The sequence below is a fragment of the Xanthomonas sontii genome (genome assembly GCF_040529055.1).
GTDB lineage: Bacteria > Pseudomonadota > Gammaproteobacteria > Xanthomonadales > Xanthomonadaceae > Xanthomonas_A > Xanthomonas_A sontii.
The window spans coordinates 3,372,355-3,399,069 of record NZ_CP132342.1 but is presented as its reverse complement, the minus strand read 5'-3'; the positions used below and the strand labels follow the sequence as shown (position 1 = coordinate 3,399,069).

14 protein-coding genes are annotated in these 26,715 nt (G+C 68.3%); all 14 read right to left on the bottom strand.

Annotated features, from left to right (window positions below; translation table 11 throughout):
* Positions 1-49: 49 nt before the first annotated feature.
* Positions 50-2,278, bottom strand: coding sequence for a methyl-accepting chemotaxis protein (locus tag RAB70_RS14275; RefSeq protein WP_148827707.1), 2,229 nt, complete (start codon positions 2,276-2,278; stop codon positions 50-52).
* A 248-nt stretch (positions 2,279-2,526) separates the two neighbouring features.
* Positions 2,527-4,896, bottom strand: a complete 2,370-nt coding sequence (locus RAB70_RS14270; protein ID WP_192578900.1) for a methyl-accepting chemotaxis protein — start codon at positions 4,894-4,896, stop codon at positions 2,527-2,529.
* 13 nt (positions 4,897-4,909) lie between these two features.
* A complete protein-coding gene (locus tag RAB70_RS14265; RefSeq protein ID WP_017913687.1) occupies positions 4,910-5,680 on the bottom strand; it encodes a transporter in 771 nt (256 codons plus the stop codon).
* 237 nt (positions 5,681-5,917) lie between these two features.
* Positions 5,918-8,566 (bottom strand): methyl-accepting chemotaxis protein, encoded by a 2,649-nt coding sequence (locus RAB70_RS14260; RefSeq protein WP_148827706.1) that lies wholly within the window; start codon positions 8,564-8,566, stop codon positions 5,918-5,920.
* Positions 8,567-8,948: 382 nt separating this feature from the next.
* Positions 8,949-11,192, bottom strand: a complete 2,244-nt coding sequence (locus tag RAB70_RS14255) for a methyl-accepting chemotaxis protein (protein WP_148827705.1) — start codon at positions 11,190-11,192, stop codon at positions 8,949-8,951.
* Between the two features lie 293 nt (positions 11,193-11,485).
* Positions 11,486-14,278, bottom strand: coding sequence for a methyl-accepting chemotaxis protein (locus RAB70_RS14250; protein ID WP_225851527.1), 2,793 nt, complete (start codon positions 14,276-14,278; stop codon positions 11,486-11,488).
* A 679-nt stretch (positions 14,279-14,957) separates the two neighbouring features.
* Complete coding sequence (locus RAB70_RS14245; protein ID WP_148827703.1) at positions 14,958-17,219, bottom strand: methyl-accepting chemotaxis protein; 2,262 nt, start codon at positions 17,217-17,219, stop codon at positions 14,958-14,960.
* A gap of 743 nt (positions 17,220-17,962) precedes the next feature.
* The gene (locus RAB70_RS14240; protein WP_148827702.1) at positions 17,963-20,203 is read right to left on the bottom strand and encodes a methyl-accepting chemotaxis protein; all 2,241 of its coding nucleotides are present in this window, start codon (positions 20,201-20,203) and stop codon (positions 17,963-17,965) included.
* 491 nt (positions 20,204-20,694) lie between these two features.
* Complete coding sequence (locus tag RAB70_RS14235; protein ID WP_148827701.1) at positions 20,695-22,698, bottom strand: chemotaxis protein CheA; 2,004 nt, start codon at positions 22,696-22,698, stop codon at positions 20,695-20,697.
* A gap of 31 nt (positions 22,699-22,729) precedes the next feature.
* A complete protein-coding gene (locus tag RAB70_RS14230) occupies positions 22,730-23,095 on the bottom strand; it encodes a response regulator (protein WP_010341778.1) in 366 nt (121 codons plus the stop codon).
* Positions 23,092-23,400, bottom strand: coding sequence for a lipid asymmetry maintenance protein MlaB (locus RAB70_RS14225; protein WP_010341777.1), 309 nt, complete (start codon positions 23,398-23,400; stop codon positions 23,092-23,094). The genes RAB70_RS14230 and RAB70_RS14225 overlap by 4 nt, the downstream gene beginning before the upstream one ends.
* A 109-nt stretch (positions 23,401-23,509) precedes the next feature.
* Positions 23,510-24,988, bottom strand: coding sequence for a chemotaxis protein CheW (locus tag RAB70_RS14220; RefSeq protein WP_148827700.1), 1,479 nt, complete (start codon positions 24,986-24,988; stop codon positions 23,510-23,512).
* Positions 24,985-25,767: a ParA family protein gene (locus tag RAB70_RS14215; RefSeq protein ID WP_017910758.1), complete on the bottom strand. Its 783-nt coding sequence runs from the start codon at positions 25,765-25,767 to the stop codon at positions 24,985-24,987. The genes RAB70_RS14220 and RAB70_RS14215 overlap by 4 nt, the downstream gene beginning before the upstream one ends.
* On the bottom strand, positions 25,767-26,714 hold the full coding sequence (motD, locus tag RAB70_RS14210) for a flagellar motor protein MotD (RefSeq protein ID WP_017917636.1): 948 nt from the start codon (positions 26,712-26,714) through the stop codon (positions 25,767-25,769). Before motD ends, RAB70_RS14215 begins: the two co-directional genes overlap by 1 nt.
* Position 26,715 lies beyond the last annotated feature (1 nt).

Here is a 26,715-nt window from a genome sequence, read left to right as displayed (position 1 = left end):
GTCACCGCCGGGACCGGTCGCCATGCCGGCGGCATGGCGACCGTACGACTCAGAACTCCTGCCAGTCGCCGCCGGCCGCGACCGCGGTGCGCTTGGCGGGCTGCCGCTGCGGACGCGCCGTCGCCTTGGTTACCCGCGGCGCGTTGACCGTGGCATGCGGCGCCATCGCCGCACGCACGCCGACGTTGTCGATCTTGAACAACGCCACGGTGTCGCTGAGCTGGCCGGCTTGTTCCTCCATCGAGCGTGCGGCGGCGGTGGCTTCTTCCACCAATGCGGCGTTCTGCTGAGTGGCCTCGTCCATCTGGGTGACGGTCTGGTTGACCTGCTCGATCCCCGATGCCTGCTCCTGCGAGGCCGCCGAGATCTCGCCCATGATGTCGGTGACGCGTTGCACCGAGGCCACGATCTCGCTCATGGTGCGGCCGGCCTGATCGACCAGCGCCGAGCCCTCGGCCACGCGCGTGACCGAGTCGTCGATCAGCGACTTGATCTCCTTGGCGGCGCCGGCCGAGCGCTGTGCCAGGGTACGCACTTCGCTCGCGACCACGGCGAAGCCGCGGCCCTGGTCGCCGGCACGGGCGGCTTCCACCGCCGCGTTGAGTGCCAGGATGTTGGTCTGGAAGGCGATGCCGTCGATGACGCTGATGATGTCGGCGATCTTCTTCGAGGACGCCTCGATGCCGCTCATGGTCTCGACCACCTGGCCGACCACGTTGCCGCCCTGCGAGGCCACCGAGGCCGCGCCCACCGCCAACTGGTTGGCTTGGCGCGCGTGCTCGGCGTTCTGCTTGACGGTGGAGGTGAGCTCCTCCATCGACGCGGCGGTTTCTTCCAGGCTGGCGGCCTGCTGCTCGGTGCGGCGCGACAGGTCGTCGTTGCCGGCGGCGATCTCGGTCGAGGCGGCGTTGATGCTGACCGCCGCGGTCTGGATGCGACCGACGATGCCGGTCAGCTGTTCGACGGTGGCGTTGGCGTCGTCGCGCATCGTGGCGAACACGCCGTGGAACTCGCCGTCCATGCGCGCGGTGAGGTCGCCGGCGGCGATGGATTGCAGCAGCGCCGACAGCTTGCCCAGGTTGTGGTCGCTGACCTCCATCATCGCGTTGAGGTCCTGCACCATCAGCCGGAAGTCGTGCTGGAAGCGTGCCGCGTCGCCGCGGGCGCTGAAGTCGCCGGCCGCAGCCGCCGCCGCCAGGCGCTTGATCTCGGTATTGATCGCCAGCAGGCTGGCCTTGGCCGCATCCATCGACTCGTGCAGCACCGCGCGGCTGCCGGGCAGGCGCCGGGCGTCGCGGCGCAGGTCGCCGTTGGCGTATTCGTTGAGCACGCCGATGGCGTCGACGATGGCATCCAGGTGCTCGAACATCATGGTGTTGATGCCCTTGCTCAGCTCGCCGTACACGCCGGGGAAATCCTGCGGCATGCGGTGACTGATGTCCTTGTCGGCGTGCAGTTCGATCATCAACGCGGTCTCGCCGGAGAAGCGTTGCAACTGTCGCTGCATCGCGTCCATCGCCAGCAGCAGGCGGCCCGGCTCGTCGCGGGCGTCGGTAGTGACGTCGTTGTCCAGGCGGCCACTGGCGATGGCCTCGGCGGCACGCGTGGCGCGGCTCAGCGGCATGGTCAGGCTGCGGGTGATCGCCCAGGCCAGCAAGACGCTGACGACCAGGACGGCCACTCCACCTGCGATGAGCATGTTGCGGCCGTGCGCCATGGCGCGCGTTGCCGTGGCATAGGCGTCGTGCGTCTCCTGTTCCTGCAAGGCGACGTTCTGGCGGATTTTTGCTTGCCACGCCAGCGTGACCGGGCGCGAACGCTCGCTCAGCAGTGTCTGCGCCTCGGCATTGCGCCCGGCGTTCGCCAACTCGATCACCTGATTGTTGAGAGTGCGCGCGATATCGCGCGCGGCATCGATGTCGGCGCGCAATTTGACCACGCTGGCACTGGTTGCGGGAAACTTTTCCAGTTCGTTGCGCAGGTCGCTATAGCGTTGACGCTTATCCTTGATCTCGGCGAGCGCCTCTTTGTTGAGATCCTCGCTGGTCACCATGGACAGCGTGCCGAGTGCGACCAGGATGCTTGAGTTGGCATCGAGCATGCCGTTGCTGATCCGCATCTTCTCGACATTGACCTTGACGATGCTGTCCAGTTCATGGCGCGCGCCTGCCATGGATAAAAGGCCGGCCGCGACCAGCAGGCAGGACAGCAGGATCAGCAGGCCGAAGGCACCGCCGAGACGGCGTCCGACGTTGTAGCGTTGCAGAAAGGAATTCATGTCGACCTCTTCGTTGACGGTGTCCCTGGGATGTCCAGGTTCTTGTCCCTGCGGGCTCCGGCGGCATTTGCGCGATCGGAGGGTGGGCGTGGCGGTCAGAAAAGTGAAGAAAGGAAACCCAATGTCTTGCCGTACAACATGTCCGCCGCCGCTTGAATGTGATATCGGCGTGACGGCGTAGTTCTCGATGCGTCGTTGGTCGTAAGACGATTCCCGACGCTGTCTGATTCATTTCCCTACACGGCTCCTCAAGCGGTGAGCGGCTGCCACTGGGTGCCGATCGCGTCGGCGATGGCCTGCGCGTTCGGCTGGGGCGCCTGCGTGGCATGCGACGTTGCAGCGGTGGCCGAATGGCCGGCCACCACCGCGGCGACGAAGGCCGGGGCAGGGGTGGCACGCGCGGCGTGCTGTTCCAATCGGAACACCGCCACCGCATCGCTCAGCTGCGCCGCCTGGTCCTCCATCGACCGCGCCGCCGCCGTGGCTTCTTCGACAAGTGCAGCGTTCTGCTGGGTGCTCTCGTCCATCTGCGTGACGGTGCGGTTGACCTGCTCGATGCCGGCGGACTGCTCCTGCGAGGCCGCGGAAATCTCGCCCATGATGTCGGTGACGCGGCCGACCGAGGCCACGATCTCCTGCATGGTCTGGCCGGCGCGCTGTACCAGTTCCGCGCCGGTGGCGACGCGGCCGACCGAGTCGTCGATCAGACCCTTGATCTCCTTGGCGGCGTTGGCCGAGCGTTGCGCCAGCACCCGCACCTCGCTGGCCACGACCGCGAAACCGCGGCCCTGTTCGCCGGCGCGTGCGGCTTCCACCGCGGCGTTGAGCGCCAGGATGTTGGTCTGGAAGGCGATGCCGTCGATGACCGAGATGATGTCGGCGATCTTCTTCGACGCGGTCTCGATGCCGCTCATGGTGTCCACCACCTGGCCGACCACCGCGCCGCCTTGCGAGGCGACGGCGGCGGCGCCGGCGGCGAGCTGGTTGGCCTGGCGCGCGTGCTCGGCGTTCTGCTTGACCGTGGCGGTCAGCTCTTCCATCGAGGCGGCGGTTTCCTCCAGGCTGGCGGCCTGCTGTTCGGTGCGCTGCGACAGGTCGCTGTTGCCCTGGGCGATTTCGGTGGCGGCGCTGTGGATGTCGCCGGCGGCGCGCTGGATGCGGCCGACGATGTCGGCCAGGCGCTCGGCGGTGCCGTTGGCGTCGTCGCGCATGGTGGCGAAGATGCCGTGGAACTCGCCGTGCATGCGCGCGCCGAGATCGCCGTCGGCCAGCGCGCTGAGCAGGCGCGAGACCTCGGCGATGCTGATCGCGTTGGCGTCGAGCAGGCCGTTGAGTTGCTGCGCCAGCATCAGGAAGAAGCCCTGCTTGCCGGTGCGGTCGATGCGCTGCGACAGGTCGCCGGCGGCGGCGCTGCGCACCACCGCGGCCACTTCCGCTTCGACACGGGTCTCGGCGGTGCGGTCGCGCCATTCGCAGACGAAGCCCAGGTGCGCGCCCTCGGCATTGCGGATGGCGGAAATCTCCTGGGCGATGCAGACCTCGCGGTAGCGCACCTCGCGCTGCGCCGCGCCTTGCCGATCCAGCCGCTGGTAGATCTCCGCGTCCTGCGAATTGCCGACTTCCAGCAGCGCCACCGATTGGCCCAGCAGGGGCGCAGAGCGGTCGAACGCCGGCGCGCAGGCGCGGATGTCCTCGGCGTGGGTCTGCAACAGGGTCTGCAGCGCGGTGTTGGCGTAGATGATGGTCAGGTCGGGATCGGCGATGTACATGCCCGTGGACGCGTTGTCCAGGGCGGTGCGGATGCGCAGGTTTTCGGCGGCGACGCTGCGTTCGCGTTCGATGCGCTCGCGCAGTTCGCGCTGCATCCGCGCCAGCGCCGCCATCAGGCTGCGCCCGTGCCTGGCCGCGACCGGGATCGGCTGGTCCAGGCGGCCCTCGGCGATGTGCTGGGCCGCGTCCATCGCCACCCGCGGCTCGCCGCCGAGCAATTGCGCGACCGAGCGCAGGATCCAGGCTGCGGCGGCGGCCAGGCACAGCACGGCCACCAGCACCGCGCCGGCCTGCTGCCAGGTGGCGCGCTGGCTCTGCTGTTCGGCGGCTTTGCGGCTCTGCTCGTTCAGCGCCAGGATGCTGTCGCTGATCGTGTCCATCTCGGCTTCCAGCCGCGTGAACTGCGCGGTGAAGTCGGCATAGGCCGCACTGCTGTCGCCCTGCGACTCGGCCAGCGTCACCACCTTGTCGGCGGCGGCGATGTAGCGCTGCAGCGCCGGTCCCGCCGCATCCAGTTGCGCGCGCAGTGTGCCGTCCAGCGGCAGCTTCTGGTTGTCGTCCAGCGCCTTGCGGAACTCGCCGGCGTGTTCGCCCAGCGCCGCGCGCGCCGCCTTGACCCCGTCCGCATCCTGGTGCGCCGCCGCCAGCAGCGCCGCGGTGACGTCGCCACGCAGCGCGTCGTGCATCATGTCGGCCTGCATGTGGTTGCGCAGCGCGTCCGAGGACACGACCTGCGCGGCGACCGAGCGCAGCAGCCCCTGCTGCGCGCCGTAGCCGACCCCGCCCAGCGCGAGCAGGGCGAGCACCGCCACCAGCACCAGGATCCCGAGCATATGCATGATTTTCATCGGTGTGGCCCGATCAGAAACGGAAGGACAGGCCCGCGCCGAGCGCGTGGTCCGGCGAACGGTCGTTGAGGCCGCGGCTGTACACCACGTCCAGCTGCACGTCCTGGGTGAGCAGCCAGGCCGAGCCGATGTCGAGCAGGGCGATGGTGCCGCCGTCGTCGGCATGCGCGATCTGCGGCAGGGCCAGCTCCACGAACGAGCGGGTGCGGTCGTTCCAGGCCTTGCCCAGCACCACGCCGAAGATGCCGGCGGTGTAGCGATGTCCGCCGTCGCCTTCGTCGCGGATCACGCCCGGCATCATGCCCAGGGACACGCTGTCGCTGAGTTCCCATTCGGCCACCAGGCGGAACGAGGGGCGTGCACCGCTGCCGCGCACGTTGCGCGCGCCGCTGGGCAGGTCCACGTGCAGCAGCCAGGCCAGCGAGGCGCCGCCGATCTCGCTGGCCAGGTGGTGCTTGAGGCCCAGCGAGATGTCGGAGAAGCCGGAGACGTCGCCGCCGACGGGGACGTCGATGGTCTGCCAGCCGTCGGTCTCCAGGCGCAGTTCCCAGGTCGGGCCGATGCCGTAGCGGAACAGGGTGGGCGTGGCATAGCCGTCGACATCGCCGTCGCGTTCCCAGGCCACGCTGGTTTCCACCTGCAGGCGACGGTCGCCGACGGTGAGGCTGGATTCGACGAAGTCCGGTCGATCGGTGGCGATCGGCTCGGCCTCGGCATGGACATGGCCTGCGAGGCTGGCGAGGCCGCACAAGGTCAGACAGGTGGCGATAACGCGTCGCTTCATGGCGGCTCCCGTGGCGGTTCGGTCGGAACCGTGGATCCGGGCGCAGTGCGGCCGGCGCCGGGGCGCGCGTCGCGGCGCCCATGGCATGGCAGTTCCGCTTTCTATATCGACCCTGAATACACTTTCTTTACGAGCGTGACGCGCTAAGCGTTCTGTGGACGTCGTCACCCGGTGCCCGGCAGCCGCACCGCGAGACGCACAGCGCGCCTCGCGGTGGCAGCGGGGCGCTGCAGCGGCTCAGAACTCCTGCCACTGCCCGTCGTCGGTCGACGTGGTCGCGCGCGGGACCGCCCGCAACGGCGCCGCTGCCGGTCGCCTTGGTTTTGCCGCCGGGGCAGCAGGGGCTGGCGGAGCGGGGCGGCGCACAGGCGCCGGCGCGGCGCTCGTCACCGTGGCGCTGGTGTCCAGCTTGAACAGGGCCACGGCCTGGTTGAGCTGGCCGGCCTGGTCTTCCATCGAACGCGCGGCGGCCGTGGCTTCCTCGACCAGCGCGGCGTTCTGCTGGGTGGCCTCGTCCATCTGGGTGATGGTCTGGTTGACCTGCTCGATGCCGGCGGACTGCTCCTGCGAGGCGGCGGAGATCTCGCCCATGATGTCGGTGACGCGCTGCACCGAGGCGACGATCTCCTGCATGGTAGTGCCGGCCTGTTCGACCAGGGCGGAACCTTGTGCGACACGGCCGACCGAGTCGTCGATCAGGCCCTTGATCTCCTTGGCGGCATTGGCAGAGCGCTGGGCGAGGGTTCGCACTTCGCTGGCGACCACGGCGAAGCCGCGGCCCTGTTCGCCGGCACGCGCCGCCTCCACGGCCGCGTTCAAGGCGAGGATGTTGGTCTGGAAGGCGATGCCGTCGATCACGCTGATGATGTCGGCGATCTTCTTCGACGAGGCCTCGATCCCACTCATGGTCTCGACCACCTGGCCGACCACCGCGCCGCCCTGCGAGGCGACCGTGGCTGCACCGGTGGCGAGCTGGTTGGCCTGGCGGGCGTGCTCGGCGTTCTGCTTGACCGTGGAGGTCAGCTCTTCCATCGACGCAGCGGTCTCTTCCAGGCTGGCGGCCTGCTGCTCGGTCCGGCGCGACAGATCGTCGTTGCCGGCGGCGATCTCGGCCGCGGCGCCGTTGATGCTGACCGCGGCGGTCTGGATCCGCGCGACGATGGCGGCCAGCTGTTCGGTGGTGGCATTGGCGTCGTCGCGCATGGTCGCGAACACGCCCTGGAACTGGCCGTGCATGCGCGCGGTCAGGTCGCCGGCGGCGATCGCTTTCAACAGCGTGGACAGCGCCTGCAGGTTGCCATCGGCGGTGGCCATCAACTGGTTGAGGCTCTCGACCATCAGGCGGAAGTCGTACTGGAAGCGCTCGGCGTCGCCACGCACGCTGAAGTCGCCCGCCGCGGCGGCGACGGCCAGGTGCTTGATCTCGGTGTTCATCGCGGTGAGGTTGCGCTTGACCGTGTCCATGGTTTCGGTCAGCACCGCTTTTTCGCCGGGCAGCCGATCCATGTCCTCGGACAGGTCGCCGATGGCGTAGCGGCCCATGATCTGCGCCAGGCGCATCTTGACCGCGATATGCGAGGCGGCCAGGGCGTTGCTGTCGTGGACCATGCGCCCGTAGTCGCCGGGGAAGGCCGCTTCGTCCATGCGGTAGCTGATCTCGCCGGCGTCGTGGCGCTGGGCCATCTCCTTCTGTGCGTCGAGTACCGCGCGCAGTTGCTGCTGCATGCGTTGCAGCGATCCCAGCAACTGCCCCAGCTCGTCGTTGCGCGTGTATTGGATGCGGCTGTCCAGGCGGCCGCCAGCGACCGCGCTGGAGACTTCCACCGCACTGGCCAGCGGCTTGACCACCAGCCGGCGCAGCAGCAGGTAGAGGCCACCGCTGAGCAGCAGCGCCGCGCACAGGCCGACCGCGGCGATGGTCCACAGCAGGTTGCGCGCCTGCGCCATCAGCACCGCCTTGGGCACCGCCACGCCCAGCGCGAAGCGCTCCTGGGCCTGGCCGATCTGCAGCGGCACATACACTTCCACGTCGGTGGCGCCGGTCTGCGGATCGACGCTGTCGCGGCCGACGGTCTTGCCCTGGGCGATCTCGGCCAGCAAGGCGCGGGTGGCCGGATCCTGCAGCTTCTTGCCGACCAGTGCGGGATCGCGGTCGGCGACGACGGCGCCGCCCGGCGAGAGCAGGCGCACGCGGCCGGCACCGAGCGGACGCAGCTTGGCGACGCGCTGCTGCAGCGTGGCCAGGCCGAAATCGGTGGTGACCACGCCCAGGAACTTGCCGTCTTCCAGGATCGGCGTGCTGACCGTGGTCATCAGCACCTTCTTGCCGGCGATCTCGTAATCGTAGGGTTCGGCGACGGTCGGCCGCAGCAGCTTGCGCGGATTCAGATACCAGTCGCCGGCGCCGGCCACGTCGTAGTCGCGCAGCGGATCGCGCACGAGTTTCCCGTTCTGCCAGGACCAGTACACCATGTAGCGGCCGCTGGCGTCATGGCCCGCGCTGTTGACGTAGTCCGCGTCCTTGCCGTCCAGCGCCTGCGGTTCCCATAGCGTGCCCATGCCGGTCCAGTCCGGATGCTGCTGCAGTTCGCGGCGCAGGCTGTCGCTAAACAGCTCGCGCGCCTTGTCGTGGCCGCGCTGGGCGAGCAGGGCATTGGCCAGTGCCTGGTTGGAGACCGCGGAGGCGCCGATGGTGTTGCCGATGCGCTCCGATTCCAGGCGCGCGGTGTCGGTCATGCCGACCTTGGCGGAGGCGAGCAGGGCGGAACTGCTGCGGGCGTAGATGATGGCGGCGGTAATGCCGAAGCACAGCAGGGCGATCGCGGCCACGCCGAGCATCAGGCGGGTGGCGACACTGCTCGGGCGAGTGGAGGACGTCGTGGACATCGCGGTCGTCTCGATGGCGAGGAGGGAAAGATCGCGCTGTCGTGGACCGGAGCCTGTTGCCTGCGGGCACAGCAGACCGGAGCGGAGACGTGCGCGACCTTCCGGTTATCGGCACGGCGTCCCAGAAATGTAGGGCGTGTTTGTGGTGCAACGCCACACGCGCCCGGCACCGGCCCTGCGGCCGGAACCGGATGCTCTGTCGGTCGCGGTGGACGCCACCGCATCGCGATCGGTCCCCGATCACGGCATGTCGAGCGTCGGGCGCGGCGCCGAGCCGCACGACCAAGGCGGCTCGGCGGCCGACAGGACGATGACAACGAAAAAGCCCCGGGAGCGATCGCTCCCGGGGCCGTCGACGCGGACCGGCGGCGACGGCGCGTGCTCAGAACTCCTGCCAGCTGTCGTCGCCTGCCGCGACCGCGACCGGCCGGGCCGATTGCCGGACCGGACGGGCGGCGGGCTTGGCCACCGGCTTGGCCGCCGACCGGGCGGCCGGGCGGCTCGGTGCGCTGGGGACAGCCGGATGGCCGAGCGGGGCGCTGCTCGCCTCGATCTTGAACACCGCCACGGCCTGGCTCAGCTGGCCGGCCTGTTCTTCCATCGAACGTGCGGCGGCGGTGGCTTCCTCCACCAGCGCGGCGTTCTGCTGGGTGGTCTCGTCCATCTGGGTGACGGTCTGGTTGACCTGCTCGATACCGGCCGACTGCTCCTGCGAGGCGGCGGCGATCTCGCCCATGATGTCGGTCACGCGCTGCACCGAGGTCACGATCTCCTGCATGGTCTTGCCCGCCTGGTCGACCAGCGCCGAACCCTGGGCGACACGGCCGACCGAGTCGTCGATCAGGCCCTTGATCTCCTTGGCGGCGTTGGCCGAGCGCTGGGCGAGGGTACGCACCTCGCTGGCGACCACGGCGAAGCCACGGCCCTGTTCGCCGGCACGCGCCGCTTCCACCGCCGCATTCAAGGCAAGAATGTTGGTCTGGAAGGCGATGCCGTCGATGACGCTGATGATGTCGGCGATCTTCTTCGAGGACGCCTCGATCCCGCTCATGGTCTCGACCACCTGGCCGACCACCGCGCCGCCCTGCGAGGCAACCGTGGCTGCACCGGTGGCGAGCTGGTTGGCCTGGCGGGCGTGCTCGGCGTTCTGCTTGACGGTGGAGGTCAGTTCCTCCATCGACGCGGCGGTTTCTTCGAGGCTGGCGGCCTGTTGTTCGGTCCGGCGCGACAGATCGTCGTTGCCGGCGGCGATCTCGCTGGCGGCGCCGTTGATGCTGACCGCCGCGGTCTGGATCCGCGCGACGATCGCCGCGAGCTGTTCGGCGGTGGCGTTGGCATCGTCGCGCATGGTCGCGAACACGCCCTGGAACTGGCCGTGCATGCGCGCGGTCAGGTCGCCGGCGGCGATGGACTGCAGCAGTGCCGACAACGCCTGCAGGTTGCCGTCGGCGGTGGCCATCAACTGGTTGAGGCTCTCGACCATCAGGCGGAAGTCGTACTGGAAGCGCTCGGTATCGCCACGCACGCTGAAGTCGCCGGCGGCCGCCGCACCGGCCAGGTGCTTGATCTCGCTGTTCATCGCGGTCAGGTTGTGCTTGACCGTGTCCATGGTTTCGGTGAGCACGGCCTTTTCGCCGGGCAGGCGGTCCATGTCCTCGGACAGGTCGCCGATCGCGTAACGGCCCATGATCTGCGCCAGGCGCATCTTGACCGCGATATGCGAGGCGGCCAGCGCGTTGCTGTCGCGGACCATGCGCCCGTAGTCGCCCGGGAACACGGTTTCGTCCATGCGGTAGCTGATCTGGCCGGCGTCATGGCGCTGGGCCATCTCCGCCTGCGCGGCGAGCACCGCCTGCAACTGGCTCTGCATCTTGTCCATGCTCAGCAGCAGCACGCCGGCCTCGTCCTTGCTGCGCAGGTCGATCGCATTGTCGAGCTTGCCGCGGGCGATGGCGTCGGCCACGCCGATCGCGGTGCCGAGGCGCTTGAGCAACTGGCGGCGGATCACGATCGCCATGCCGACCGCGGCCACGATCACCAGCAGGTTGCCCAGCAGGACCGCCCACTTGTTCTGCGCGCGCACGGCGGTCAGGGTCTCGGTGCGCTTGGCCAGCAGGCCGCGCTCCTCGTTGCTGAAGTCGCCGAGCAGGCCGCGGATCTCCTGCATCGCCTTGCGATCGCGGGCCTGGCTGAACGCCGCGGTGATCTTTGCCGGGTCGTCGGATTGGGCGCGCAGCGCGATGATCTGCTTCTCGATGCCGACCAGGTCATCGAACGCCGCGTGCACCTTCTCCAGCCGCGCCTGCTGGCGTGGATTGTCCGCGGTCAGGCGCTTGGCCTCGGCGAAGTTCTTTTCGAATTCGGCGACGCCCGTGGTGAACGGTTGCAGATGCTGCTGCTCGCCCGCCAGCAGATAGCCACGCGAGCCGGTCTCGACGTTGAGGGCATCGATTTCCATCATGTCGCCGGTGGCCATCACCTTGTAGGTATGGTCGTTCATGTCGGCGGCGCTGTTGAGCGAAGACAGGCTGCTCAGGCTGATCGAGCCGATGACCACCGTGATCAGCACGATTACGGCAAAGCTGAGCGCGAGCCTGGCGGAGAGACTGAGATTCTTGAGCGTCATCGTCGGAGTCCTGGTGGAAAGGTGAAGCGTTGGGGATGGCGTACCCCCTTGCCTGAGTCGATGTCCGCGGAGGCGCTGGGCGGTGCCCTATCTGTTTCTGTTGCAAGTCGAAAAGCTCAGTTGATAGTTCTTGTCTTTTCAATAGGCATTGACGATTTAGACTTCCTTTACGATTTGGCTTGTCTTGCTTTGGTTGTTTTGTGGCAACTCTTGTTCAAATTTGTAGACAATTTGTGTGCGCTACCCCCGTATCGGCGTGCGCACTCTGTTCTTTAAGGCGGGATGGTGCGGATTTAGATTCGCTTCACGTTGGCTTCACTCCGACAGGGATAGGCGTCGCGCTTTTCCGGGCGCCACGCCCGTCGATTCGCCTCCAGCCGTGTGGAATGACTCAAAAAAAGAGCCCGGGAGCTGGCGCCCCCGGGCTTCGTTACCCGTGTCAGTGGGATGCGCGGTGAAGCGCGATCAGAACTCCTGCCAGTCGCCACCGCCCGCAACCAAGTCTGTGGTCTTGGCTGCAGCAACGGCCACCGGCCGGCGTGCGACCGCTGGTGGTGCAGGCATCTTGGCCGGTCGCTTGGCGCCGACGCTGGCGAGCGCGGCTGGCGGCGCGGCGCGGCGCGGCGCGGTGCCGTCGGTGCCTGCTGGTCGATCTTGAACAGGGCCACGGCCTGGCTCAGCTGGCCGGCCTGGTCTTCCATCGAACGCGCGGCGGCGGTGGCTTCTTCCACCAGGGCAGCGTTCTGCTGGGTGGCCTCGTCCATCTGCATCACGGTCTGGTTGACCTGCTCGATGCCGGCCGACTGTTCCTGCGAGGCGGCGGAGATCTCGCCCATGATGTCGGTGACGCGCTGCACCGAGGCGACGATCTCGTGCATGGTCTTGCCGGCCTGATCGACCAGCGCCGACCCGGTGGCGACGCGGCCGACCGAGTCGTCGATCAGGTCCTTGATCTCCTTGGCCGCATTCGACGAGCGTTGGGCGAGGGTGCGCACTTCGCTGGCCACCACGGCGAAGCCGCGGCCCTGCTCGCCGGCACGCGCCGCTTCCACCGCCGCGTTGAGCGCCAGGATGTTGGTCTGGAACGCGATGCCGTCGATGACGCTGATGATGTCGGCGATCTTGCGCGAGGAGGCCTCGATGCCGCTCATGGTCTCGACCACCTGGCCGACCACCGTGCCACCCTGCGAGGCGACCGACGCGGCGCCGGTGGCGAGTTGGTTGGCCTGGCGGGCGTGTTCGGCGTTCTGCTTGACCGTGGAGGTCAGCTCTTCCATCGACGCGGCGGTTTCTTCCAGGCTGGCCGCCTGCTGCTCGGTGCGGCGCGACAGATCGTCGTTGCCGGTGGCGATCTCGCTGGCGGCGGCGTTGATGCTGACCGCGGCAGTCTGGATGCGCGCGACGATGGCCGCCAGTTGTTCGGTGGTGGCGTTGGCATCGTCGCGCATGGTCGCGAACACGCCATGGAAGTCGCCTTGCATGCGCACGGTCAGGTCGCCGGCGGCGATCGACTGCAGCAGGGACGACAGCGCCTGCAGGTTGCCGTCGGCGGTGGCCATCAGCTGGTTGAGGCTCTCGACCATCAGGCGGAAGTCGTACTGGAAGCGTTCGGCGTCGCCACGCACGCTGAAGTCGCCCGCCGCGGCGGCGACGGCCAGGTGCTTGATCTCGCTGTTCATCGCGGTCAGGTTGCGCTTGACCGTGTCCATGGTTTCGGTGAGCACCGCCTTTTCGCCGGGCAGCCGATCCATATCCTCGGACAGGTCGCCGATGGCATAGCGGCCCATGATCTGCGCCAGACGCTCGGTCACCGCGATATGCGAGGCGACCAGCGCGTTGCTGTCGTGGACCATGCGCCCGTAGTCGCCGGGGAAGCTGCTCTCGTCCATGCGGTAGCTGATCTCGCCGGCATCGTGGCGCTGGGCCATCTCCTTCTGTGCGTCGAGCACCGCGCGCAGCTGCTGCTGCATGCGCTGCAGCGATCCCAGCAATTGCCCCAGCTCGTCGTTGCGCGCGTATTGGATGCGGCTGTCCAGGCGGCCGGCGGCCACTGCGCTGGAGACCTCCACCGCGCTGGCCAACGGCTTGACCACCAGCCGGCGCAGCAGCAGATAAAGGCCGCCGCTGAGCAGCAGCGCCGCGCACAGGCCGACCGCGGCGATGGTCCACAGCAGGTTGCGCGCCTGCGCCATCAACACCGCCTTCGGCACCGCGACACCCAGTGCGAAATGCTCCTGCGCCTGGCCGATCTGCAAGGGCACGTAAATCTCGACATCGGTATCGCCGGTCTTCGCATCGACGGTCTCGCGGTCGACGGTCTCGCCCTTGGCGATCTGGGCGAGCAAGGCATGGCTCGCGGCGTCATCGAGCCTCTTGCCGACCAGTGCAGGGTCGCGGTCGGCGATGATCGCGCCGCCAGGCGAAAGTAGCCGTACGTGTCCGACGCCGAGCGGGTGCAATTTCGACAGGCGTTCCTGCAACTTGGCGAGGCCGATGTCGGTATTCATCACCGCAAGCAGCTTGCCGTTCTCGATCACCGGGGTGCTCAATGTCGTAATGAGGACCTTGCTGCCGCCGATATCGTAGTAATACGGCTCGATCAGCGCCTGCCTGCGCTCCTTGCTCGGACGCAGGTACCAGTCGCCAGCGCCCGGCGTGGCGTAGTCGAGCTGTGGCTGGCGGATCAGCTTGTCGCCTTGCCAGGCCCAATAGACCATGTAACGGCCGCTGGCGTCATGCCCCTCGCTGCCCGCGTACTGCGTGTCCTTTCCATCGAATGCCTGCGGTTCCCACATGGTTCCCATGGCGGTCCAATCGGGATGTTGCTGCAGTTCCCTGCGCATGATCTCGCTGGCGTTCGCGCGCGCATTGCCGTCCTGGGTGCGCTGTACCAGCATGGCGTTCGCCAATGCCTGATTGGCGGAAAACGCGGTGTTCATGTCGCCTGCGATGCGCTTGGCTTCCAGGTAGGCGGCGTTGGTCATGCCGGCCTTGGCCGAGGTCAACAACGCCTGGCTGCTTTTTGCATAGATCAGGAGCGCGGTAATGCCGAAGCACAGGGCCGCGATTGCAGACACACCAATCATCAGGCGCGTGACGACACTGCTGGTGCGATGGGGGCGGGGCATAGTCATGTCTTTCCTCAGGTCAGGTGAGATGGGGAGGGGCATGTATTGGCGGGTGGTCATGTGCCATACGTAACGTGAATGCGACTTTGGTTTGCGTTTATCGGCAACGAATCACAAAACTTGATCTTTTTGGCGCGCAGATTGAGCGGCGCACACCGAGATCGGCTGGCATGCCAGGCAGAGGTGGATTGCGCGAGCCGCATGTCCCGGTCCAGGACGGGCAGGCGTACAGCGCCCGGGCCGTCGATTCGGTCGGCAGCCGGGGTGCGGAACGCGGATGCTCGGAACAGGCTGGTGGGGACATCGGCGGGACGAGGAAGCGCTTGCCACTGGCGGAGAAGCGCCGGAAGCGTCTTCCCCGAAGCAGTTGGCGGGTTCTTTGCGGGACGCTGCGGGTGTTTGACGCATTGCGGCCGATGCGCCATGCCGGTGCAAGGATCGCTTGCCGTTGAGTGATGACGCTTGGGCGCTTTTCAGCATGATCCAGGCTTGAACACTGGAGTGCAGGGCATGTGCCTGCGACGTCGGCAGACATCGGGACGTTCTGCGAAGAAGAACGCCGAGCTGCAAAAGCGCAAAGAAGGTGCGACGAGACGATACGGTGGCCACGCCGCTGTCGGCGTGGCCACCCGGCCGATCAGAACTCTTGCCAGTCGGTATTGGCGGCGACGGCGACAACGGCACGCTTGGGTGCGGTGCGCGCGCCCTGTGCGAGGGGTTTGACCGGTGCCTTGGCCGGTCGCTTGACGCTGGCGGTGGCGAGCGCGGCCGGCGGTGCGGCGCTGCGCGGTGCCGTCGGCGCCTGCTGGTCGATCTTGAACAGGGCCACGGCCTGGCTCAGCTGGCCGGCCTGATCCTCCATCGACCGCGCGGCGGCGGTGGCTTCTTCCACCAGGGCGGCGTTCTGCTGGGTGGCTTCGTCCATCTGCATGACGGTCTGGTTGACCTGCTCGATGCCGGCCGACTGTTCCTGCGAGGCGGCGGAGATCTCGCCCATGATGTCGGTGACACGCTGCACCGAGGCCACGATCTCGTGCATGGTCTTGCCGGCCTGGTCGACCAGTGCCGACCCGGTGGCGACGCGGCCGACCGAGTCGTCGATCAGGTCCTTGATCTCCTTGGCCGCATTCGACGAGCGCTGGGCGAGGGTACGCACTTCGCTGGCGACCACGGCGAAGCCACGGCCCTGCTCGCCGGCACGCGCCGCTTCCACTGCCGCGTTCAAGGCCAGGATGTTGGTCTGGAAGGCGATGCCGTCGATCACCGAGATGATGTCGGCGATCTTGCGCGAGGAGGCCTCGATGCCACTCATGGTCTCGACCACCTGGCCGACCACAGTGCCACCCTGCGAGGCGACCGAGGCGGCGCCGGTCGCAAGCTGGTTGGCCTGGCGGGCGTGTTCGGCGTTCTGCTTGACCGTGGAGGTCAGCTCTTCCATCGACGCAGCGGTTTCTTCGAGGCTGGCGGCTTGCTGCTCGGTGCGGCGCGACAGATCGTCGTTGCCGGTGGCGATCTCGCTGGCGGCGGCATTGATGCTGACCGCGGCGGTCTGGATGCGCGCGACGATGGCGGCCAACTGCTCGGTGGTGGCATTGGCATCGTCGCGCATGGTCGCGAACACGCCCTGGAAGTCGCCGTGCATGCGCACGGTCAGGTCGCCGGCAGCGATCGACTGCAGCAGGGACGACAGCGCCTGCAGGTTGCCGTCGGCGGTGGCCATCAACTGGTTGAGGCTGTCGACCATCAGGCGGAAGTCGTACTGGAAGCGCTCGGTATCGCCACGCACGCTGAAGTCGCCCGCGGCAGCGGCGCCAGCCAGATGGTTGATCTCGCTGTTCATCGCGGTCAGGTTGTGCTTGACCGTGTCCATCGTCTCGGTGAGGCGGGCTTTCTCGCCTGGCAGACGGTCCATGTTCTCGGACAGGTCGCCGATGGCATAGCGGCCCATGATCTGCGCCAGGCGCTCGGTCACCGCGATGTGCGCGGCGGCCAGCGCATTGCTGTCGCGGACCATGCGGCCGTAGTCGCCCGGGAACACGGTTTCGTCCATGCGGTAGCTGATCTGGCCGGCGTCGTGGCGCTGGGCCATGTCGGCCTGTGCGGCCAGCACGGCCTGCAACTGCTGCTGCATGCGGCCCATGGCGTTCAATAGGCGGCCGGTTTCGTCGCGGGCCTCGGTGCGCACGGCATTGTGCATGTCGCCATTGGCGATGGCCTCGGCGGTGCGGGTGGCCAGGCCCAGCGGTGTGGTCAGGCTGCGGGTGATGGTCAGCGCCAGCAAGGCGCTGAGCACCAGGGCCAGCACGGTACCGCCGATCAGCAGCATGCGGCCACGGTGCATCGCGTCCAGCGCCGCTTGATAGCCTTCGGCAGCCTGCGACTTCTGCCGATCGGCGAACTCGCGGATCTTGCTCTGCCACGCCAGGGTTGCCGGCAGCGCTTCGCGATTGAGCATCTCCAGCGCCTGGGCATTCTCGCCCTTTTCGCCCAGCGCGACGATGGCGTCGTTGATCTGTTTCGCAGCGGCGCGCTTGGCGTCCATGTCGGCGCGGATGACGCGGCCGCCGGCGGTGCTGGACAGCTTGTCGATCTTGGCGCGGGCCTCGGCGTAGCGCTCGCGCTGCCGATTGAAGGTCTCCAGCGCCTCTTGCCGCATCGTCGCGTTGGTGGAGGTGGTATAGGTGCTCAGCGCAACCAGCACGGAGGAGTTGGCGTCGAGCATCTGGTTGCTGAATTCGATCTTCGCCATGCGGTCCAGCACGATCATGTCCAGGTGCTTGCGCGCCTCGGCCATGCCGGACAGCCCGATGATCACCAGGACCACCGAAAGAAGAATCAGCACGCCGAAGGCCGCCGACAGGCGGACACCGACGTTGTAGCGTTGCAGAAGGCGGGTCATTTCACATCTCCAAGGGGCGAAAAGGCTGCTCGGCGCGCAGGAATGCGACGTCGGCGGTTGACACGGGCAGTCGCGGACGGCCTGCGCTGGGGGCGGCGACAGTCACATGGCGTGATGACTGGCGACGCGACAGGCGGGTCGTGCGAAAGCGCCGCACTCGCGACGGTGACCATGGCGTTGGCATGCCCGAGTTCCGCCTGCAATCGCCGATGCTGTCGGTCGATCACTCGGTGGATGCGTCTTCGGTGTCGCAAGACCGCGTGCATGATGGGCCCCCGTGTACGAATGAAGGAACGACGCGTGTTGTGGCGCGCCGGAGATCCCGGGTGTAGGCAAGCTGACGAAACGGACCAAGGAACGGCAAGTCGAAGCTGCGCGCGTGCCGAAGGCAGGCGCGAAAAGGAACAGTCGTCAGGGCTGCGGTTTCCCCGTTCGGTTTTGCGACTTCAGCGATCGGCGCATGCACCGAGCGATCCCTCTGAAGCGCCGACGGACCTCCCCAGGCCCTGTCGGCACGCACCGGTGTAGACAAAAAGCGTGCGCTCGATTTGGTATCGACAGGCGCAGGAGATTCTTGAGCGCCTCAGTGCGGTCGTGCCGGCAGTGGTTGCCGTACGCCGCGTCGATGGAGACGATGCGGGCGCCAGCCAGCCAGCCTGGCTGCCGCGCACCGACATCGCGGCATCGCCTATCGAGCGGCCGTGCAGTGCACGGCCGCGCATCGACGCGACTGGGGCGAGGACTCAGAACTCCTGCCAGTCGCTGCTGGCCGCCTGGGCAAGCGCAACGGACTGCGGCGCCGGCCGCGGCTTGCGTGGCGGCGCAGACGGCACGCTGCGTGGGGCGGGGCGGGCCGTCGACGCGACCGCGATCGATGCGATCGCCGGCAGGGTATCCAACTTGAACACGGCCACCGCGTCCTGCAACTGCGTGGCCTGTTCCTCCATCGAGCGCGCGGCGGCGGTGGCCTCTTCCACCAGGGCGGCATTCTGCTGGGTGGTCTCGTCCATCTGGGTGACGGTCTGGTTGACCTGCTCGATCCCCGACGCCTGCTCCTGCGAGGCCGCCGAGATCTCGCCCATGATGTCGGTGACGCGCTGTACCGAGGCCACGATCTCGGCCATGGTCTCGCCGGCCTGGCGTACCAGGGTCGAGCCATTGGCCACCTGGTCCACCGAGTCGTCGATCAGGCTCTTGATCTCCCTGGCCGCATTCGAGGAACGCTGGGCCAGGGTCCGCACCTCGCTGGCGACCACCGCGAAGCCGCGACCCTGGTCGCCGGCGCGCGCCGCTTCCACCGCCGCGTTGAGTGCCAGGATGTTGGTCTGGAAGGCGATGCCGTCGATCACGCCGATGATGTCGGCGATCTTCTTCGACGAGGCCTCGATGCCGCTCATGGTTTCGACCACCTGGCCGACCACGCTGCCGCCTTGCGAGGCCACCGAGGCGGCACCTGCTGCCAACTGGTTGGCCTGGCGCGCGTGCTCGGCATTCTGCTTCACGGTGGAGGTCAGCTCCTCCATCGACGCAGCGGTCTCTTCCAGGCTCGCCGCCTGCTGCTCGGTGCGGCGCGACAGGTCGTCGTTGCCGGCGGCGATCTCGGTCGAGGCCGCGTTGATGCTGACCGCCGCGGTCTGGATGCGACCGACGATGCCGGTCAGTTGTTCGACGGTGGCGTTGGCGTCGTCGCGCATGGTGGCGAACACGCCGTGGAACTCGCCTTCCATGCGCGCGGTGAGGTCGCCGGCGGCGATGGACTGCAGCAAGGCCGACAGCTTGCCCAGGTTGTGGTCGCTGACCTCCATCATCGCGTTGAGGTCCTGCACCATCAGCCGGAAATCGTGCTGGAAGTGCGCAGCATCGCCGCGGGCGCTGAAGTCGCCGGCGGCGGCGGCCGCGGCCAGACGCTTGATCTCGGTGTTGATCGCCAACAGGCTGGCCTTGGCCGCATCCATCGACTCGTGCAGCACCGCGCGGCTACCGGGCAGGCGCCGGGCGTCGCGGCGCAGGTCGCCGTTGGCGTATTCGTTGAGCACGCCGATGGCGTCGACGATGGCGTCCAGATGCTCGAACATCATGGTGTTGATGCCCTTGCTCAGCTCGCCGTACACGCCGGGGAAGTCCTGCGGCATGCGGTGGGTCACGTCCTTGTCGGCATGCAGTTCGATCATCAGCGCGGTTTCGCTGGAGAAGCGCTGCAACTGGGTCTGCATGCGGTCCATGGCCAGCAGCAGGCGGCCGGGTTCGTCGCGTGCCTCGGTGGCCACGTCGTTGTCCAGGCGTCCATCGGCAATGGCTTCGGCGGCGCGGGTGGCCTGGTTCAGCGGTCCGGTCAGGCTGCGGGTGATGGTCCAGGCCAGCAGGCCACTGACGATCAGCACGGCCAGGCCGCCGCCGAGCAGCATGTTGCGGCCATCGGTCATCGCCTCGGTGGCCGTGGCATAGGCCTTCTTCATCTGCGCGTCCTGGATATCGGCGTTTTCCCGAATCTTGGCCTGCCAGGCGGCGGTGGCCGGTCGCGCCTTTTCGTTCAATAGGGCTTGCGCTTCGTCGTTGCGATTGGCCGTGCCTAGCGCAATCACCTGATCGTTGAGCTTGCCTGCGACCGCCCGTTGCGCATCGATCTGCGCGCGCAGCGTGCGGATGCGTTCGCTGGTGGCCGGAAACGCATCGAGTTGCCTGCGCATCTCCATGTAGTGCGCGCGATGTTGCTTGATTTCTTCCAGTGCTTCCCGGTTGAGCTGTTCGCTGCTCACCGTTGCCAAGGTGCCGAGCGCGACCAGGATGTTGGCGTTGTCGTCCAGCATGCCGTTGCTGATGCGGATCTTCTCGACGTTGATCTTGACGATGCGGTCCAGCTCGTTCCGCGCCCGCGACATGGACAGCAGGCCGGCCGCGACCAGCAGGCAGGACAGCAGGATCAATAGGCCGAACGCGCCGCCGAGGCGGCGGCCCACGTTGTAGCGTTGCAAGAGCGACGTCATGTTGGAACCCCCTGAAAATGGACGAGTCACGGCGTGGTCGGTACCAGGGAAAACCGGTCGTAATGCTGGTTTCATCTGTGATGAAGTGCGTAAAACAGGCGAGAGGCATGCGAAAACTTGCGCTCAAGCCACGCAAACACGACACACGACCCGTTTTCCCCGTTGCTGCGGCACGGCTTCAGCGACCGGCAGCTCCTCCGATCGCTCCCCTGAAGCGCCGGTTCCACCTCCCCAGGTGTGACCGGCACGCACATGTAGACAAAAACTGTGCGCTCAATGTGCATCGGCAATCATGGCGTTTTCTTTAGGGCCGCGTTGCAGTGTGCAGGTCGGATGGCGGGCCGCTTGGAGGCATCTGCGTGCAGCGCGCGTCGCCCCGTTTTTGGCGGCGATGTACGCAGAGACGCCGATCTGCAGCGCGCACCGCAAACAAAAAGCCCCGGCATCGCTGCCGGGGCTCATGTGTGGTGTGACGCCGGAGGACGGGGCGGTCAGGCCGCCTGCTGCACCCGCAGCGAGCGGACCAGGCCACCGATGTCCACGATCAGGGCGACGCGGCCGTCGCCGAGGATGGTGGCGCCGGAGATGCCGCTGATGCGCCGGTAGTTGTTCTCGATGTTCTTGACCACCACCTGCTGCTGGCCGATCAGTTCGTCCACTTCCAGCGCCAGCTTCTGCCCGTCGGCCTCGACCACGACCACCAGCGGTTCTTCGCTCTGCTCGATGCGGCCGAAGCCGTAGGAGTCGCTGAGCGAGAGGATCGGCAGGTACTCGCCACGGACCCGCAGCACGCGGCCTTCGCCGGCCATGGTGCGGATGTCGTCGGCCTTGGGCTGCAGCGCCTCGATGACGTAGGCCAGCGGCAGGATCAGGGTTTCGCCCGACACCGCCACGGTCATGCCGTCGAGGATCGCCAGGGTCAGCGGCAGGCGGATCAGCACGCGGGTGCCACGGCCGGATTCGCTTTCCAGCTGCACTTCGCCGCCCAGGCCCTGGATGTTGCGGCGGACCACGTCCATGCCGACGCCACGGCCGGACAGATCGGTGACCGCGTCGGCGGTGGAGAAGCCCGGGGCGAAGATCAGGTCCCAGACCTGCGCATCGCTCGGGTTGTCCGGCACGGCGATGCCGCGTTCGGCGGCCTTGGCCAGGATGCGGTTGCGGTTGAGGCCGGCGCCGTCGTCGCTGACTTCGATGACGATGTGGCCGCCCTGGTGCGAGGCCGCCAGGGTGATGGTGCCGGTCTCGTCCTTGCCGGCGGCGCGGCGCGCCTCCGGCAGTTCCAGGCCGTGGTCGATCGAGTTGCGTACCAGGTGCACCAGCGGATCGGCGATCTTCTCGATCAGGCCCTTGTCCAGCTCGGTGCCCTCGCCGATCGTGCGCAGGCGCACCTGCTTGCCGAGGCGGGTGGAGAGGTCGCGGACCAGGCGCGGGAAGCGGCGGAACACCGCGTCCACCGGCAGCATGCGCACGCCGATCACCGCTTCCTGCAGGTCGCGGGTGTTGCGTTCGAGCAGGTCCAGGCCGGCGAACAGGCGCTCGGCCACGGCCTGGTCCAGGCCGGTGGAGACCTGCTTGAGCATGGCCTGGGTGATGACCAGTTCGCCGACCAGGTTGATCAGCGCGTCGACCTTGTCGACGCTGACGCGGATCGAGCTTTCCGCTTCGTGCGCGGCCGCGGCATTGCCCGCCGGCGCATTCGCGGCCACGGCAGCGGCCGGCGCCGCGGTGGCGGCGGTCGGCGGCGCGGTCAGCACCGGCGCCGGCGCGGTGGCCAGGCTCGGCGGAGGCACCGGACGGATCTCCAGTTCGCAATCGTCGATGACCCAGGCGAAGGTGTCTTCGATCGCGCTGCGCGGGATCTTGCCGACCAGGCCCAGGTCCCAGGCCAGGTAGGCCTCGAGCGGATCGAGTTCGGCGAAGCCGGGCAGGCGCGTGCTGCGGCAGGCGACCTGCAGCGGACCGAGGTGTTCGAGTTCGCGGATGATGCGCAGCGGGTCGTTGCCGCTCATGAACAGCGACGGCGCCGGAGTGAAGCCGATCTGCCAGGCTTCCGGCTCGGCCGGCTGGTTCGCCGCCGGGGTGGCGACGGTGGGCGCGGCCGGGCCGCCGTTCAACGCGTGCTGCAGGCGCTCGTGCACGGCCTTGACCGCGGCCGGATCGGCCGGGACGCCGTGTTCGGCTTCGCGCAGCAGGGCGCGCAGCACGTCCACCGAGCCGAGGATGGCGTCGATCGCGTGCGCTTCGACTTCGCGCTTGCCGGCGCGCAGCTCGTCGAGCAGCGTCTCCAGCACGTGGGTGAGGCCGGCCATCGCCTCGAAACCGAAGGTGGCGGCGCCGCCCTTGATCGAGTGCGCGGCGCGGAACACCGAGTTGATGGTCTCGGGGTCGCGATTGCCTTCTTCCAGCGACAGCAATCCGGCTTCCATCGCGTCCAGCCCTTCGCGGCTTTCCTCGAAGAAGGTGGCGTGGAAACGTTGCAGGTCCATGCTCATGGGGCGGGAATCCGGAAAAGGAGGGAAGGGATCAGCCCAGGACTTTCTGGACGGTGGCGATCAGCTGTTCGGGATTGAACGGCTTGACCAGCCAGCCGGTCGCACCGGCCGCCTTGCCCTCGGACTTCTTCTCCGCCGCCGACTCGGTGGTCAGCATCAGCATCGGGGTGAACTTGTAGTCCGGCAGCTGCCGCAGTTCGCGGATCAGGGTGATGCCGTCCATGTTCGGCATGTTGACGTCGGTGACCACCGCGTTGAAGCGCTGGCCCTTGGCGCGGCCCAGCGCGACCGCGCCGTCTTCGGCTTCTTCGACGGCAAAGCCGGCCGAGGTGAGGGCGAAGGAGACCATCTGGCGCATCGACGCCGAATCGTCCACTACCAAGATACGTGCGCTCATGCCGCGTTCTCCACAGATTTCAGATTGTCAGGGGTTGCAGGAAGGCCCAGCGATTCGCTGACCCCTAGCAGGCGTGCCGCGTCGCGAAAGGTGGCGTTGCAGGCCTCGAATTCGGTGCGCTTGCCGTCCTTGCGACGGGCATCGACGAATGCGCACAGCACCTGTACGGATGCGGTATGGATGCGGCGGACTTCGCCGGCGTCCAGCCGCAGCACGTCGTCCGACGCAAGGAACGCGGTCAGGCGTTGTTTCAGGTCGGCGCTGGTCTCGATACCGAGATCTTCGCCAAGGGGGACTGTGCTCATCATTGCTCCGCACCAATGGTTCTATGGCAGATAACGGCCGTGGCCTGAAAAGCTTTAGCGGCGGTTGGAAAGTGCGGCACCGTTCCCAGTTGCCGCCCGCCGGCCCGGGTCAGTGCAGCAGTTGCTCGGCGTCGAGCAGGATCATCGGCTGCTGCGCCAGCCGCGCCACGCCGCGGAACAGATGGTTGGAAATGCGGCAGATGCGGGCGTTATCCGGCGGCTCGATCTGCTGGTCGCTGAGGCTGGCCACGTCTTCCACCGCGGACACGCGCAGGCCCAGGGTCTCGCCATTCTCTTCCAGCACCACCACCCGGGTCTGCATGTCCATCTCGATCGGCGCCGCGCCCAGGTGCACGCCGAGGTCGAGCACCGGCACCACCTGGCCGCGCAGGTTCATGATGCCGAGCATGGCCGGCGGCGTGCCGCGCAGCGCCAGCAGCGGCACCGGCAGCACCACTTCCTGCACCTTCAGCAGTTCCAGGGCGTAGGCCTGCTCGCCGCAGCGCAGGCGCAGCCAGCGGGTGCGGCGCTCGGCCAGGCGTTCGGGGGCGATGGCCGAGCCATGCGGCACGGCCGGTGCCATGAAGGCCTGCAGGTTCGGCGGCAGCTTCGCGCCGGCGGCCTGGGCGCGGCTGGCTTCGGCGCGGCGTTCCGGCGGCACCGCCATCGGCGGACGCTTGACCGCGCGCGCGGCAGCGGCATCGTCTTCGGCGGCCAGATCGCGCGGCACGGCGGCACGCTGCCGCTCCATCGCCGCGACCGCGTCCAGGTCGGCCTGGCGCTCGGCCTGCTGGGCCGGCGTCAGCGCGGCGGGCGCCGGTGCTGCTTGCGACATGATGCCGGCCAGGGCCGGATCGGAATCGGCTTCGGCCAGCACCGCGGCAGCGATTTGCTCGGGCGTCGGGCCGGCCGGCGCAGGTGCGAGCGCCTGCTGCGACATGATGCCGGCCAGGGCCGGATCGGAATCGGCTTCGGCCAGGACCGCGGCGGCGATCTGTTCGGGCGTCGGACCGGCCGGCGCAGGTGCGAGCGCCTGCTGCGACATGATGCCGGCCAGGGCCGGATCGGAATCGGCTTCGGCCAGGACCGCGGCGGCGATCTGTTCGGGCGTCGGACCGGCCGGCGCGGGCGCCAGCGCCTGCTGCGACATGATGCCGGCCAGGGCCGGATCGGAATCGGCTTCGGCCAGGACCGCGGCGGCGATCTGTTCGGGCGTCGGAACGGCCGGCGCGGGCGCCAGCGCCTGCTGCGACATGATGCCGGCCAGGGCCGGATCGGAGTCGGCTTCGGCCAGGACCGCGGCGGCGATCTGTTCGGGCGTCGGACCGGCCGGTGCGGGCGCCAGCGCCTGCTGCGACATGATGCCGGCCAGGGCCGGATCGGAGTCGGCTTCGGCCAGGACCGCGGCAGCGATCTGCTCCGGGGTCGGTCCGGTTGCGGCCGGGGCGGGCGCCGTCGTCGCGGCGTCCGCTTGCACGTCGGCGACCGCGACCGGCGCGGGGCTCGGCGGCACGGCCTTCTGCTCCTCGGCGATCACGTCGTGGAGCAGGCCTTCCAGATAATCGTCGATGATCCCGGGGGTGCTCATGCGGCTTGCTCCATCGGCGTGGCGTCGCTGGCGATCAGCCATTCCAGCGCGCGGCGGTAGGCGGCCAGGCCGCGGCCCGGGTAGTCGCCCGGCACGCCGGCCACCGTCAGCGCCTTGACGTTGCAGATCTTGGTGTCGACCGGGATGGCGTCTTCCCACACCCGCTCGCCGTAGCTGTCCTGCATCTGCCGCAGGGTCTCGTTGCCGGCGCGGGTGCGCTTGTCGAACAGGGTCGGCAGGATCGAGGCGGGCAGCGGCCGGCGCCGCGAGCGCTCGACCATGTCCACGGTGCGGACCATGCTGGCCAGGCCGTGCAGGGCCAGCGGCTCGGCCTGGGTCGGGATGATCACGCGGTCGGCCGCCGCCAGCGCGTTGATCATCAGCAGACCCAGGGTCGGCGGGCAGTCGAGCAGGATGTAGTCGTGCTGGCCGGCGTGGCGGGCCATGGCCTGCTGCAGCGCCAGGCCCAGGCCGGGCTGGTTGGCGCTGCGCCGTTCCAGCGTGGCCAGCGCGGTCTGCCCGCAGACGAAGCTCAGACGCTCGACCGCGGTGTCGCGGGCCAGCGCGGCGAGTTCGCCCGGCGGGGTCGCGAACAGGTCGAGCACGCCCGGCGGCTGCGGTTCCTGCGGCACGTCGAAGGCCCGGGTCAGCGAGGCGTGCGGATCGAGATCGAGCATCAGCACGCGGTGCCCGAGCATGGCCAGCCCACGGCCCAGGGCCAGCGTGGTGGTGGTCTTGCCCACGCCACCTTTCTGGTTGGCGATCGCCCAGATGCGCATCAGTTGACTCCTTCAATGGCAGGTACTGCGCGGGGGCCGCCGGCGTTGCCGGGGGCCGCCGCGGCGGGGGGTGTCGGGGTGGCCGGCGCGGCGCCGGCGCTCAAACGATCGGAGGCCGACGGCGTCGCATCGCCGCTGTCGCCGGAGTCGGCCAGGATCACCAGCACCACGCGGCGGTTGGCGTTGCGGCCGGCCGGCGTGTCGTTGCTGGCGCGCGGGCGGAACTGGCCGTAGCCGATCATCGACAGCCGCGAGGGCTGCAGGCCCTGGTCGGCGAACAGGTGGACCACGCTGGCCGCGCGCGCCGCCGACAGTTCCCAGTTCGAGGGGAACTGCGCGGTGGCGATGGGGGTGTTGTCGGTGTAGCCCTCCACGCGCACCCCGTTGGGCACGCCGGACAGCACCTGCGCCAGTTCGGACAGGGTGGCGCGCGCGCTTTGGTCGAGCGCGGCCGAGCCGGAGCCGAACAGGATGTCGCTGTTGATCTCCACTTCGATCCACAGCCCGGCGCGGCGCACGGTGATCAGCTTCTTCTGGATCAGCGGCGCCAGCGCGGCGCCGAGGCGATCGGCGATGCTGTCGAGCTGGCGCTGCGCGCGTCGCAGCTGCTGCGCGTCGCGCAGGTCGTCGCCGCGCTGCGCGTTGCCCGAGGGCAGGCGGTTGGGATCGGGCAGGGTCAGCGCCGGGCTGGACTTGATCGGGGTCGGCCGCTCGCCGCCCTGGCCCTGCAGCGCGTGGTCGCCGACCTGCACCGGACGCAGGGTCGTCGGGGTGCCGCCGAACGCGGCGCTCATCGCGTCTGCCATGACCCGGTACTTGGCTTCGTTGATCGTGGACAGCGCGTACATCACCACGAAGAAGGCGAGCAGCAACGTCATCAGGTCGGCATAGGGGATGGCCCATGCCTCGTGGTTGGCGTGCTCGTCGTGGGAGTGCTTGCGGGCCATT

Coding starts and splice junctions, on each gene's coding strand:
- RAB70_RS14240 (WP_148827702.1), bottom strand. CDS start 20,203: ATGACGTCGCTCTTGCAACGCTACAACGTGGGCCGCCGCCTCGGCGGC.
- RAB70_RS14225 (WP_010341777.1), bottom strand. CDS start 23,400: ATGAGCACAGTCCCCCTTGGCGAAGATCTCGGTATCGAGACCAGCGCC.
- RAB70_RS14255 (WP_148827705.1), bottom strand. CDS start 11,192: ATGACGCTCAAGAATCTCAGTCTCTCCGCCAGGCTCGCGCTCAGCTTT.
- RAB70_RS14265 (WP_017913687.1), bottom strand. CDS start 5,680: ATGAAGCGACGCGTTATCGCCACCTGTCTGACCTTGTGCGGCCTCGCC.
- RAB70_RS14220 (WP_148827700.1), bottom strand. CDS start 24,988: ATGAGCACCCCCGGGATCATCGACGATTATCTGGAAGGCCTGCTCCAC.
- RAB70_RS14235 (WP_148827701.1), bottom strand. CDS start 22,698: ATGAGCATGGACCTGCAACGTTTCCACGCCACCTTCTTCGAGGAAAGC.
- RAB70_RS14260 (WP_148827706.1), bottom strand. CDS start 8,566: ATGTCCACGACGTCCTCCACTCGCCCGAGCAGTGTCGCCACCCGCCTG.
- RAB70_RS14270 (WP_192578900.1), bottom strand. CDS start 4,896: ATGAAAATCATGCATATGCTCGGGATCCTGGTGCTGGTGGCGGTGCTC.
- RAB70_RS14250 (WP_225851527.1), bottom strand. CDS start 14,278: ATGATTGGTGTGTCTGCAATCGCGGCCCTGTGCTTCGGCATTACCGCG.
- RAB70_RS14230 (WP_010341778.1), bottom strand. CDS start 23,095: ATGAGCGCACGTATCTTGGTAGTGGACGATTCGGCGTCGATGCGCCAG.
- motD (WP_017917636.1), bottom strand. CDS start 26,714: ATGGCCCGCAAGCACTCCCACGACGAGCACGCCAACCACGAGGCATGG.
- RAB70_RS14245 (WP_148827703.1), bottom strand. CDS start 17,219: ATGACCCGCCTTCTGCAACGCTACAACGTCGGTGTCCGCCTGTCGGCG.
- RAB70_RS14215 (WP_017910758.1), bottom strand. CDS start 25,767: ATGCGCATCTGGGCGATCGCCAACCAGAAAGGTGGCGTGGGCAAGACC.
- RAB70_RS14275 (WP_148827707.1), bottom strand. CDS start 2,278: ATGAATTCCTTTCTGCAACGCTACAACGTCGGACGCCGTCTCGGCGGT.